This window comes from Oscillochloris sp. ZM17-4, from assembly GCF_019599295.1.
Classification (GTDB): Bacteria; Chloroflexota; Chloroflexia; order Chloroflexales; family Chloroflexaceae; genus Oscillochloris.
In genome coordinates, this window is the sequence record NZ_JAIEWN010000015.1 from 95,807 (window position 1) to 108,657 (window position 12,851).

Sequence of the window (12,851 nt, forward strand, 5' to 3'; positions counted from 1 at the left end):
GGGCTGCCGGCGGCGCGGCGGTTGGTTGGGCCATAGCGTCCTCTGCGGTTCCAAAACGGCGGGCACAACATTACTACAGCCCGGGCCTGTGCGCGGCCCTGGCTGTAAGCGGTAAGCGAGATGTCATCCTGCGGTGTGGGCGGGCTGCCTGGGGCTGCTCTTCCTATATCTAGTAGCAGTGTGTTATGTTCACCACGAAATATGGAGAAAACAGATGGCAGCCGGGGTAGTGTAGCACGGGGGTGCGATGCTGTCAAGGTTAAGAAACTATTTACAAGGGGCACACTCGTGGCGGCTACAGGCCGCCACGAGCGTGCCCCGCTGTGATCAGATCCGTCAGCGAATCCGGCAAGCGCCCCTAGATCTTCTCCTCGGCGATCAGCTCATCGGCGGCGGCGAGCAGCTCGGCGATGCGCCGCGGGTCGAGCGGCGGCTGCTTGCCGCCCAGGAAGATCTCCAGGGCGCGGCGCGGGGTGATCCCCTCCATCAGCTCGGACGAGTCGCCGTAGCGGCGGCGGCTGGCCCGCTCAACGCTGATCGTCACTGCGGCGATCACGAAGGCGCCGGCCTGCTCCAGGCGCGCGCGGATCTCCTCCTCGCGCAGCGTGGCGGCCTGCTCGCGGGTGGCCTGCACCTCCACGCGCACCACGGCCTGGCGCAGGTCCTGGCGCTCGATCAGGGTCGCGATCACGCCCAGCGGGTCGCTGCTGGCCCGCACATCCTTCTCGATGCTGACGAAGGGCCGGGCGGCCAGCTGGTGGAACTGCCAGCGGGCCGCGCCGCGCTCCAGCTCGACGATCACACAGCCCTTGGGCTCATCGCGCTCGCCAAAGTCCACCCGCTCGATGCTGCCGGGGTAGACCAGGGGCGGCACGCTGCCGAGGGCCTGGTGCTTGTGGATGTGGCCCATGGCCACATAGTCGACGCCGGGCTGGGCGAGGACGGAGCGGGCCATGACCAGATCCTGGCCGAGGGTGATCGCGCGCTCGGCCCCCATCTGGGCGCCGTCCACGCTGCCGTGGAAGGCCAGCACCGCCGGGGTGTCCGGGTCGAGCCGGGCGGCCGCATCGACCACAAAGCGCTCCAGGCGGCGGCGCAGCTCGTACTCGATCTCGGCGAAGGAGGCCCCGCGCATCTCCTCGCGGGTCATCAGGCTGTGGCGCGTCACCCAGGGCAGGGCGATGATCTGGAGCGGGCCGGAGCGGGTGGGGATGGTGTGCAGGCGCGGCCGGTCGGCCACCGTCACCCCCTCGACGCCCAGGGCGTCGAAGATCTCGACCGAGTGGGCCCGGCCGAGCGAGGGCGAGATGTCGTGGTTGCCGGTGAGGATGAAGACCGGCAGGCCGGCCGAGCGCAGCCGGCTCAGCCGGCGGGCGAACTCGCGCTGGTGGGTCGGGTTCGGCGAGCGGTTCTTATAGATGTCGCCGGCGATCAGCACCAGGTCGACCCCGGCGTCGATGCCGAGGGCGATCGCTTCATCCAGGCGGTCGAGGTAGTCGGACAGGCGGCTGTGCAGGCCGGTGGCCGGGTCGATCTTGCCGTAGTTCTCAACGCCGATGTGCAGGTCGGCCAGGTGGAGGATTTTGATCATGGTACAGGGTACAGGGTACAGGGTACAGGGGGGCGCATCGGGGAAGTGTACCACACACACAAAGAACAGAGGACAGGCGGCACACTGGCCGGCCCTGTCCCCTGTCCCCTGTCCCCTGTCCCCTGTCCCCTGTCCCCGAGATTAGCGCAGGAAGGCGAACATGCCGCCGATGATCATCTGGACGATGACCGTGCCGACCACCGATAGGCCGAGGGTGATGATCGCCTTGCCCTGGTCGCGGATGTTCATGCTGGACTGGACGGCGATGTAGGCGAAGTAGGCCTGGGCGAGCAGGATGATCAGGGCGATCGGGAAGCTGAGCAGGGCGACCAGGAAGCCCAGGATCGGGATGAAGCTGAAGAGCCAGACCACCAGGCTGATCACCGCGCCGAGCACGGTCAGCGGGGCGACGAAGAGCGAGAAGGTGTAGGCCACCTCGTCCCAGGTGCCGGTGCCGCCAGCGACGCTCTTGCCGATGTAGAAGACCATGCCGGTGAAGACGAAGAACCCGATCAGCGCGCCGAGGATCCCGGAGAGCAGCCCGCCGAGGCCGCCGGTGAGGCCGAGGACGCCGGCCACCACCGACGCGACGCCGACATAGATCGCCGCGTTGGTGGTGGTGCCCCGGCGCTCGTAGCGCTCGAAGGTGCCGACGCTCGGGTTGCTGATCACATCGCGGCTCTGGGCAACCATCTCGGGGAGAGAGACCTGCTGCATCATAGACATGGGTGCGCTCCTTACTGTATCGCCGGGCACGCGCCCGTCGCCATTCCTACCTACTATACGTTGCGAGTCGGCAACTTGTTTCATCCCGGCGCATCCCCTTACACTCTGTGCGCGCGTTATCCCACGTTATCCCACACTTTCCCACATGAATCCCGCATCCGGCTGGGATATCTCCATGGCTGATCGGCGTCGCGATGTCACCCTTTCGCGGCGGCGGTGTCAACCATTTTGCGAACGCACGTTCTGCTTCAGCGAGCTGGGCGCGAAGGGAGTATGATATACTTTAGTCAGAATCCCCAACCACAAGGCATGGAGCCCACCCCCCATGAGCGACCGGATCATCTACCTGGATCACGCGGCGACGACCCCGCTGGATCAGCAGGTGCTGGCGGCGATGCTGCCGTACCTCAGCGAGCAGCCGGGGAACCCCTCCAGCATCCACCAGCTCGGCCGCGCGGCGCTGCACGCCGTCGACGACGCGCGCGAGGCGGTGGCGCTCGTCCTCGGATGCGCCCGCAAGGAGATCATCTTCACTGGCGGGGGCAGCGAGAGCGATAACCTGGCGATCAAGGGGGCGGCGCTGGCCCAGCGGCAGCGCGGCAAGGGCAGCCACATCATCACCAGCGCGATCGAGCACCACGCGGTGCTGCACGCCGCCGAGTACCTTGAGCAGTTCGGCTTCGAGGTGACGCAGCTGCCGGTCGATGCCGCCGGCCTGGTGCGCCCGGACGACCTGCGGGCGGCGCTGCGTCCGGACACGACGCTGGTCTCGGTGATGTACGCGAACAACGAGGTGGGCACGGTGCAGCCGATCGCCGAGCTCGGGTCGATCTGCCACGAGCGGGGGGTGCTGCTGCACACCGACGCGGTGCAGGCGGCGGGGATGCTGCCGCTGGATGTGGACGCGCTCAACGTGGACCTGATGACCCTGACGGCCCACAAGTTCTACGGGCCGAAGGGGGTCGGGCTGCTCTACGTGCGGCACGGCGTGTCGCTCATGCCGCAGATCAACGGCGGCGGCCAGGAGCGTCGGCGCCGCGCGGGCACCGAGAATGTCCCCGGCATCGTGGGCCTGGCCGCCGCCCTGACCATGGCCGAGGAGCGCCGCCCATCCTACGTGGCCCGCCTGCGCGGCCTACGCGACCGGCTGATCGACGGGGTGCTGGGGCGCGTCCCGCAGAGCTGGCTGAACGGGGACCGCGAGCGCCGCCTGTCGAACAACGCCAACCTGGGCTTCGCCTGCGCCGAGAGCGAGAGCGTGCTGCTGCTGCTCGACCAGGAGGGCATCTGTGCGAGCAGCGGCAGCGCCTGTAGCAGCGGCTCGCTTGAGCCCTCCCACGTGCTGACGGCGATGGGCCTGAGCGTCGAGCACGCCACCAGCTCGGTGCGCTTCTCGCTCGGCCTCGGCAGCAGCGCCCAGGATATCGACGATGTGGTTGCCGCCCTGCCAGCCCTGATCTCCCGCCTGCGCGAGGTGGCCCCCTGCGTGTAGGGATTGCAGATTTTAGATTGCAGATTGCAGATTGGGCGCAGTGCAATCTGCAATCTGCAATCTAAAATCTGCAATCAGAGCTGGCGCGGGTCGATGATCAGACAGGAGCGGATCTGCTCGCGCACGCCTGCCATGCGGGCGAGCAGCTCGGCCAGCACCTCGCGCTGGCGCGGCTCAAGCCGGTTGGTGCCCCCGATGCGGGCGCGCATCCGCTCGAAGAGCGTCGTCGGCTGGTCCGGCTCCTCGGCGGGATCCAGCAGCGCCCGACCCGCCCGCAGCAGCTCGTCGATCTCCGTGAGGGCCATGCCCAGGCTGCGGGCGCGATCATCGGCGTCGCGCACGATCGCGCGCAGGGCGCGCAGCTCCGCGTCGCGGCGGCGGTCGGCCGCGCGCAGCTCGGCGAGGGATGCGGAGAGCTGGGAGAGCTGAGACTCGAACAGGGCGCTCGTGTCGTTGGGCACAGACAAAAGAGGACGGACCATCGTCGCAGGTCTCTCTACAAGCTCATGGGTGCCGAGCAGTCGGCGCACGCGCTGGGTGAGCGGAGAGGGGCGTTCCATCAAAGCAGCACCCTTCGAGGTTAGCGGGAAACAGCTTCGCTGCGCTGCGGTGTGCGAAGATAAACTCATTATAACGGATGTACGATGATTTGTAGTAAGCATCATGCAGATGGGGGGCATGTGCAACGTCGCTGGCGGCTGAAGCCGCGTCGCGGGGGCCTGCGGCCGACCGCCCACCTTCGTGGGCGGATCGTCGGCGCAGGCCGACGCCCGGCGCAGCGCGCCCTGCCGGCGCGACGTCAGTCGCCAGCGAGGGAGGCGCGCAGGACGTAGCACATGCCCTGATGCAGATGGGGGGCTGGCAGCTATGCTGCCAGCCCCCCATCTGCATGATGCCGCAGGCGCGCCTAGTCGGCGCTGGCGGGTGACTGGGCCGGGTCGCTCATCGGCTGGCCCTCGCGCTTGCTCTGCCAGATCGCCCAGACCAGGGCGGCGAAGCAGAACAGCATCGCGATCAGCACCGTCGGGCTGCCGGGCGTGATCGTCACCACGATCGGGGCGATGATCAGGGCCACCAGGTTGATCACCTTGATCATCGGGTTGAGGGCCGGGCCGGCCGTGTCCTTCAGCGGGTCGCCGACCGTGTCGCCGACCACGGCGGCCTTATGGGGCTCGCTGTGCTTGCCGCCGTAGTTGCCCTCCTCGATATACTTCTTGGCGTTATCCCAGGCGCCGCCGGCGTTCGACTGGAAGACCGCCATGAGCTGGCCGGAGAGGATGATCCCGGCCAGGAAGCCGCCGAGCGCCTCGACGCCGAGCAGGAAGCCCACCAGGATCGGCACCATCACCGCGATGATCCCCAGGCTGATCAGCTCCTTCTGGGCCGCCGTGGTCGAGATCATCACTGCGCGGGCGTAGTCGGGCTTCTTGGAGCCCTCCATGATGCCGGGGATGCGGAACTGCCGGCGCACCTCGTTGACGATCTGGGCCGCCGCCCGCGACACGGCGCGGATGGTCAGCGCCGAGAAGAGGAAGGGCACCGCGCCGCCGATCAGCAGGCCGATGAAGACCGTCGGCGAGGCGACGTTGATCCCGTCGAGCACCACCACGCCCTGGACGCCGTCCAGGATCATCTGGGCCTGCACCTTGCCCACGTCAGTCAGGTAGGAGCCGAACAGTGCCACGGCGGCGATCACCGCCGAGCCGATCGCGATGCCCTTGGTGACGGCCTTGGTGGTGTTGCCCACCGCGTCGAGGTCGTCCATCACATTGCGGGCGTTCTTGTCGAGCCCGGCCATCTCGCCGATGCCGTTGGCGTTGTCGGAGATCGGGCCGAAGCTGTCCATCGAGATGGTGTTGCCGGTGAGCAGCAGCATGCCGATGCCGGTGAGCGAGACGCCGTAGAGGATGGCGGTGAAGGTGACGGTCGCGTCGGCCGAGTAGCCGCTGAAGACCAGCACCGAGCTAAGGATGGAGCCGGCGATCACCAGGGCGGCCCACACGCTGCTCTCCATGCCCAGGGCCAGGCCCGAGAGGATGTTGGTGGCCGCGCCGGTCTGGGACGCCTTCGAGGTCTCCTTCACCGGGCTAAAGTGCGTGCTGGTGAAGTACTCGGTGAGCTTATCGAGCACGATCGCCAGGACGATGCCGGAGAAGGTGGCCAGGAAGGGCCTCCAGTCCACATCGCCGGTGGTCGAGTCGGCCATGAAGAAGGGGGTGGCGGCGGCACCGGCCAGCACGGCGACCCCGGCGGCGAGGTAGAAGCCGCGGTTCATGGCGGCCATGGCGTTGCGGCGCTTCTCGTCGGTGCGGACGATGCTGTTGCCGATCACCGAGGCCACCACGCCGATCGCCCGCAGCACCAGCGGGAAGATGATGAAGCGCAGGTCGTACTGGCCATCGCCGATCCCGCCCTTGACCGCGTCGCCCAGCACCAGGCCGAGGATGAGGGCGGAGACCAGGGTGACCTCAAAGCTCTCGAAGACATCGGCGGCCATGCCGGCGCAGTCGCCGACGTTATCGCCCACCAGGTCGGCGATCACCGCCGCGTTGCGCGGGTCGTCCTCGGGGATGCCGGCCTCCACCTTGCCGACCAGGTCGGCGCCGACATCGGCGGCCTTGGTGTAGATGCCGCCGCCCACGCGCATGAAGAGGGCGATCAGCGAGCCGCCGAAGCCGAAGCCGAGCAGGGCGTCGGGGGCGGCGATGCCGAAGACGATAAAGATCAGCGTGCCGCCGAGCAGGCCGAGGCCCACCGTGAGCATGCCCGTCACCGAGCCGGCCTTGTAGGCCACCTGCATGGCCGGGTTGTAGCCCTTGCGAGATGCGGCGGCCACGCGCACGTTGGCCTCGACGGCCACGTTCATGCCAACGAATCCGACCGTGTAGGAGAACATCGAGCCCATGAGGAAGGCGATGGCGCGGCCGATCGCCACCCAGAGCGTCGCCGCCTCCCTGCTGCCGAAGCGCTGGACCGCCTCGAAGGTCGGCGGGATGACAAACACGCTCGCGCCGAGCACAAAGGTCAGGACAGCGATCAGGATGGCGATCGTGCGGAACTGCTGGCTCAGGTAGGCGTTGGCCCCATCCTTGATGAAGCCCCACACCTCCTGCATCTTCGCGGTGCCCTTGTCCTGGGCCAGGATCTGGCCGCGCAGGATGAAGGCGTAGGCGATCCCCAGAAGCGATATCCCGAGAACGACGAATACGGCGGTCTGCTGTAGCGGTTCAAGCCCTTGCATATCCAACCCCTTCGTTGTAATGATAAGGACGCGGTATGAGCGAGGCAATTATAACGCCTCTTCCACGATCGTATGGTGGAAGAGGCGTGAGGATCATCTATGGGGGGTAGCAGGTTCGCTACTCTGGGGCTGCGGATCCCATGCGCAGTACAGGGCATGTGCAACGTCGCTGGCGGCTGAAGCCGCGTCGCGGGGGCCTGCGGTCGACCGCCCACCTTCGTGGGCGGATCCGGCGTCGGCGCAGTCCGACGCCCGGCGCAGCGCGCCCTGCCGGCGCGACGTCAGTCGCCAGCCAGGGGGGTGCGCAGGACGTTGCCCATGCCCTGATGCGCAGTACGTTTAGGGCTGCGGCCCTAAAGACTGGTATTATGTTGGGGAAATGTGCCAGCGGAGCTGGCACATTTCCCCAACATAATAAGAGATTCTGGGGGCCGCAGGCCCCCAGGCTCCCGCCGTCAGGCGACTCAGCTGAACAGCGGGGCGAAGACCAGCGAGACGATGCTCATCAGCTTGATCAGGATGTTCAGCGAGGGGCCGGAGGTGTCCTTAAAGGGGTCGCCGACAGTATCGCCGACGACGGTGGCCTTGTGGACCTCGGAGCGCTTGCCGCCGTACTGGCCGGACTCGACGTACTTCTTGGCGTTGTCCCAGGCGCCGCCGGCGTTGGCCATGAAGATCGCCATGAGCACGCCGGTGACGAGGGCGCCGGCCAGGGTGCCGCCGAGGGCCTCCTTGCCGAGGATGAAGCCGACAAGCAGCGGCGCAGCCACGGCCATCACGCCGGGGACGACCATCTCGCGCAGGGCCGACTGGGTGGAGATGCTGACGCAGCGGGTGTAGTCAGGCTCGCCGGTGCCCTCCATGAGGCCGGGGATGGTCTTGAACTGGCGGCGCACCTCATCGACCATGGCGCCGGCGGCGCGGCCGACCGCCTCCATCGTCAGGGCGGCGAAGAGGAAGGGCAGCATGCCGCCGATGAACAGGCCGACGACCAGGTTCGGGTCGGTGAGCCGGACGGCATCGAGCTTGACGGAGGCGGCGTAGGCGGCGAAGAGGCCGAGGGCGGTGAGGGCGGCCGAGCCGATCGCGAAGCCCTTGCCGATCGCGGCCGTCGTGTTGCCGACCGAGTCGAGGGCGTCCGTCACCTCGCGCACCTTCGGGTCGAGGTGGGCCATCTCGGCGATGCCGCCGGCGTTATCGGCGATCGGGCCGTAGGCGTCCACCGCCACCGTCATGCCGGTGATGCTGAGCATGCCCACGGCGGCCAGGGCGATGCAGAAGACGCCCTCGCCGGCCAGCTGCTCGCCGATCCAGTAGGCCGCCAGGATGGCCACACAGATCACCATGATCGGGGCCACGGTGGACTTCATGCCCACGGCCAGGCCGGCGATGATATTGGTGGCCGCGCCCGTCTGCGACTGGGCGGCGATGTGCTGCACCGGCTTGAAGTCGCTGGAGGTATAGTACTCGGTGAGCAGGCCGATGATGATGCCGGCGAGCAGGCCGGCCACGGTGGCCCCGAAGTAGACCCAGGAGCTGTAGAGGCCGAGCGAGATCGCGGCGGTGAAGACCAGGGTCAGCCCGCCGGAGATGAACGTGCCGACGCGCAGGGACCGGGCCGGGTTGCTGCCGCTGCTGCGCTGGACGAGCAGGATGCCGATGATCGAGGCCAGGATGCCCGAGCTAGCGATCAGCATCGGCAGCAGCACCAGGCTGGCGTTGCCGGTCGAGGTGATCAGCACGGCCAGGGCCATGGTGGCGATGATCGAGCCGACATAGCTCTCGAACAGGTCGGCGCCCATGCCGGCCACATCGCCGACGTTATCGCCCACATTGTCGGCGATCACCGCCGGGTTGCGCGGGTCGTCCTCGGGGATGCCGGAGCTTCACGCCCTCCTCGCCGAAGACGATGTAGAGCAGGCCGACGCCCGTCAGGCCCAGGCCCACCACCAGCAGGCCCATCACCGAGCCGCCCGAGAAGGCCACCCGCAGCGCCTGGGGCATGCCCTTGGTGGCGGCCTGCGCCGTGCGCACGTTCGCCTGCGTCGCCACGCGCATCCCGAAGAAGCCCGCCGCCACCGAGCAGGCCGCGCCGAACAGGAACGACACTGACGTCATCGGGTGCATCACGTCGCTGACGAAGCCCACCCCGGCGATGATCGCGGCGACGGCGACGACGAAGATCACCAGGACGCGATACTCGCTTGTGAGGAAGGCCATCGCGCCGCTCTGGATCGCCTCGGCAATATGCTTCATCCGCGCGTTGCCGACATCGTACTTGCTAATGACGTTGGCGGTAAAGCCGGCGATCAGGAGGGCGATGATGCCGCTGATAGGGGTGACCCACAAGAACCCACTCATACTGCACTACCTCTGCTACAAATCCCGCGACGCTGCGAATCGACCCGTACAACCAGCATCAAGCAACGAGATCGCCATGGCCACGGCTCGCCGTATCGCGGTCATTTGTGTTCAAGCAGCTTGGCTACGATTGTATTAATTAACTAGTCTGAATGGTTAGCGATTGTACCATAGCCTCTCTGTACACGCAATCGGTGGACTCGTGATCTAGGCCGTTCTAAGGCGGTGTATTCAAGCCCGTTGGGTATACGTTCTATGCCTCGGACGCCATGCTCTATTGACCGCCCGCCGCCCGTGTCGGCCCGCCGGGGCGGCCCATCCCCGCCGGGGGCATGGTAGGGCCGACGCATGCGCCCCCCATGCATGGGCGACACGCAGATTCATCCGGTGCGCATGCGTCGGCCCGACGCCAATGCATCAGGCACCTGTTGTGCTCCACACGAAAACCGTTAGCTTAACGCATATGGGGTACCAGCCCCCGCCTCTTGCTGCAATGCCAATACAAAATACTGCGGGGGCGGCGTAGCCGCCCCCACACCCCCACGGGAGGTCAACCGACCCTAGCGCCGCACGAGCGGCAAGAAGACCTGGCTGCCCGGCAGGGTGAAGGTGCCCTTGGCCGTGTAGTAGCTTACGTTGCCGGCCTTGTCGGTGGCGCTGATGATCACCCGCACCAGGCTCTGCGGCAGCGGGATGAACGCCTCCCATCGCTGCACCGCGTCGCTGGGCAAGCTCTTGTTCTCGAAGGCCACCGGCGTCCAGGTTGTGCCGTTCTGCACATAGACGCCGCTCACCCCGTCAATATTCGTCCCATCGCCCTTATCCACCATCGCCACCACCGTCACCCCGCCGGGGCTGGCGGCCAGCGTGCCGCTCGATGCGGTGGCCAGTGTGCTCCCGCTGATCTGTACCGACTGGATCGTCGGCGCGGTCTCATCCGCCAGGGCATCGCTCGCGTTGGGGGCGCTCGGGTCGATGTAGTAGACCTTAAAGACCATCTGCTTGTAGCCGCGCAGCAGCCCGGTCACGCCGTTGCTGTCGGCCTTAAACTGGGCCGCCGTGGAGATCAGCTGGTCGCGCTGCTCGTCACCCTGGCCGACGCTGCTGAAGCCGAAGAACTTGGCGGGGTACCAGATCCCGGCCCCGGCGGCGAAGCTCGGCTCCAGAGTTGTGCTGATCACCGGGGTGTCGGTCTCGGTCACCACCTGGGTGATCTGCGGGTTGAAGGTGATGGGCAAGGCGTACTCGCCGCTCTCGAAGACGACGTCGCGCACCTGTAGCCGGTCGGTGCCGTCTTTATCGAGCGCGCTGATGTCGTAGGCGAAGGCGGGCAGGCTCGGCAGTCCGACCTGGTTATTGTCGATCAGGCGCAGGGTCGGCGTGACGAAGCCGGCCTGGACAAAGCTGTCGGTCACGCTGAAGTTCGTCGTGTCGAGGATTAGCCTGCTGCCAGTCCGCCCGGTGGTGTCCAGGCTGCCGGGCGAGATCGTCACGGTGATGGTGCGCTCCAGGCGGCCATCGGTGATCGTCAGGCTACCGGGCGCGTTGCTCTGGGTAGGCACCAGCTCAGCGTTCGGCCCGACCTGGGGCTCCTCCGGTGGCGGGGCCTGGGGGTTGTCTACCAGCACGTAGATGAAGGGCAGCCCGTAGAGTGTCATCACGGTCAGGGCCTTGGCGTCGTAGACGCTCAGGCCGGCCACGTTGCGCATGTAGCGCTGCTTGGCCTGGGCCAGGGCCGTGCCGATCGGTGAGCCTATGTAGATGAAGCTACCGGGTGCCTGCGGGTCAGGCAGCTGCGCATCGCGCAGCAGCTCCTGGGTCAGGTAGAGCGAGAGCCGCTCGGAGTAGTCGACCCCGTCGGCGCTGCCGTAGCCGTAGCCGGTGTTGCCGATCCAGTTGCCGGCCTGGCGGTTGAAGGCCTGGGCGAAGTCGGCCGCGTACAGGCTGAGGCGCGGGTCACTTCGGACTGGGTTGGTGATCTTGATGCCGTCGTCGATCACGTTGTAGCCGCTGTGGCAGCCCACCGAGTAGCCCAGCGTGCCGCCGAAGTAGCCGCCGGGGGGGGAGCCGTAGAGCGGGTCCACATAGTAGTTGGGCACCAGGATGCGCTCAGCTGGGAAGTTGCCCGCCGTGTCTTTGGCCGGCAGGATCTGCCAGTGGTCGAAGTGCGAGTTCAGCGAGAAGAGCGAGTTCGGATGAGTCTGCGAGGGGTCGTTGGGAACGGTATCGCTGAAGATGCCTGTGACTACCGGCGTGTTGCTGTACATTGCCGTCAGATCCGTCCCGAACCAGCTGCTCTCCAGGTCGGTCCGCGTCCAGGTGTCGTTGATCGGGCCGGTGATCGATGCCGGATTGATGGTGCTCGGAGGATCGGTGTTCAGGCTGACATCGAGCGTTTTCGAGACGGCCGTCGCCTGATCCTTCAGGAAGTCGTAGCCGTTGACGTAGGCCTTTGGCGTGCCCTCGCCGAACGAGCGCAGGTCGATCGTGTAGCTGCTGCTGTAGGCCCAATGATCCAGGTAGCGCAGGATATCCTCAGGCGACTCGACCAATCGGCCGACGGCGCGGTTGGGCAGGAAGAGCGGGAAGCCCTGGAAGCGCAGCGGCGTGTCGGTGCCGTAGGGATTGTCGCTCAGGGTCATGCGGTACTTGAGCGCCGCGCCCTGCGGGTTGGGCGGGTTCTGCGCGTCGCCTGGGTTGATGATCCCGGCCGGGTCGAGCGACCGCAGGTAGGCCGCGTAGTCGGCCTCGTTGGCCACCGTGGTCAGGTCGGGCGTGCGGAAGAAGGGGATGACATTGTCGCCGCCCACCAGCACGATGTACTTGACGTTGGGGAAGGGGGCGCTGGTGTTGATGGGGGTGGTGGGGAAGGACGGATCGGCGTAGTACAGGTCGGCAACGCAGGGCGATACCTCAGGCGGGCAGGAGACCCCCTTGCGGGCCGGGTCGCTGGCCGCCTTGATCATGTTATCGATCATGCGGGCGACCTTGTTGGCGTAGAAGGGGTTGCCCTGGTTGGCCAGCCACTCGGCGTAGATCTGGGCGGGCGTCTGGGCGCTGCCGATCGCCTTGAGATTCGCCAGGTCGAGCACATAGCCCCACTCGCTCACGCCTCCGTAGCTGGGCGGGAACTGGGCCAGCGAGTTCAGCGCACTAAGGGTCGATGTGATCTGCGAGGTCTGCCCGCTATAGGCGTTGGCCATCTGTGGGCTGTTGACCACATAGAGGGTGGTGATATCGGCGAGGGCGGCGCCGGAGGGGGCCGCCGCCGCAGGGATGCGCATCTCAATCGCAGGCGCATTCTGAGACGGCTTGGTGAGAGGGCTGCCGGTCACCTTGATATTTAGGGTGTAGCTGCTGGTGGCGCTGTAGTCGCCGTTGGCCGCGCCGACGGCCACATAGTAGATGCCGGGCTGCCAGATGAAGGTGTCGATCTCCTC

The 12,851-nt window shown here is 66.9% G+C and carries 6 protein-coding genes and 1 pseudogene; 1 reads left to right on the plus strand and 6 read right to left on the minus strand.

Annotation, left to right across the window (positions count from 1 at the left end; all coding sequences use genetic code 11):
- Positions 1 to 358: 358 nt before the first annotated feature.
- Both K2Z83_RS13255 and K2Z83_RS13260 read right to left on the minus strand, forming a co-directional pair.
- Complete coding sequence (locus K2Z83_RS13255) at positions 359 to 1,591, minus strand: exonuclease SbcCD subunit D (protein ID WP_220595662.1); 1,233 nt, start codon at positions 1,589 to 1,591, stop codon at positions 359 to 361.
- 141 nt (positions 1,592 to 1,732) lie between these two features.
- Positions 1,733 to 2,317, minus strand: coding sequence for a YIP1 family protein (locus K2Z83_RS13260; RefSeq protein WP_220595663.1), 585 nt, complete (start codon positions 2,315 to 2,317; stop codon positions 1,733 to 1,735).
- Positions 2,318 to 2,642: 325 nt separating this feature from the next.
- On the opposite strand from K2Z83_RS13260, the gene K2Z83_RS13265 reads away from it, so the two are divergent.
- Entirely contained in the window at positions 2,643 to 3,809 is a 1,167-nt protein-coding gene (locus K2Z83_RS13265; RefSeq protein ID WP_220595664.1) for a cysteine desulfurase family protein, read from the plus strand.
- A 74-nt stretch (positions 3,810 to 3,883) separates the two neighbouring features.
- Here K2Z83_RS13265 and K2Z83_RS13270 read toward each other — a convergent pair whose 3' ends face one another.
- The 4 genes and pseudogenes from K2Z83_RS13270 to K2Z83_RS13290 all read right to left on the minus strand — a co-directional run.
- Positions 3,884 to 4,369, minus strand: coding sequence for a hypothetical protein (locus K2Z83_RS13270; RefSeq protein WP_220595665.1), 486 nt, complete (start codon positions 4,367 to 4,369; stop codon positions 3,884 to 3,886).
- A 347-nt stretch (positions 4,370 to 4,716) separates the two neighbouring features.
- Positions 4,717 to 7,050, minus strand: a complete 2,334-nt coding sequence (locus tag K2Z83_RS13275) for a sodium-translocating pyrophosphatase (RefSeq protein ID WP_220595666.1) — start codon at positions 7,048 to 7,050, stop codon at positions 4,717 to 4,719.
- 464 nt (positions 7,051 to 7,514) lie between these two features.
- A pseudogene (locus tag K2Z83_RS13280) lies at positions 7,515 to 9,411 on the minus strand (sodium-translocating pyrophosphatase).
- Between the two features lie 560 nt (positions 9,412 to 9,971).
- A partial coding sequence (locus tag K2Z83_RS13290) for a peptidase (RefSeq protein WP_220595668.1) occupies positions 9,972 to 12,851 on the minus strand: 2,880 nt, incomplete at its 5' end.

Coding starts and splice junctions, on each gene's coding strand:
- K2Z83_RS13270 (WP_220595665.1), bottom strand. CDS start 4,369: ATGGAACGCCCCTCTCCGCTCACCCAGCGCGTGCGCCGACTGCTCGGC.
- K2Z83_RS13260 (WP_220595663.1), bottom strand. CDS start 2,317: ATGTCTATGATGCAGCAGGTCTCTCTCCCCGAGATGGTTGCCCAGAGC.
- K2Z83_RS13255 (WP_220595662.1), bottom strand. CDS start 1,591: ATGATCAAAATCCTCCACCTGGCCGACCTGCACATCGGCGTTGAGAAC.
- K2Z83_RS13265 (WP_220595664.1), top strand. CDS start 2,643: ATGAGCGACCGGATCATCTACCTGGATCACGCGGCGACGACCCCGCTG.
- K2Z83_RS13275 (WP_220595666.1), bottom strand. CDS start 7,050: ATGCAAGGGCTTGAACCGCTACAGCAGACCGCCGTATTCGTCGTTCTC.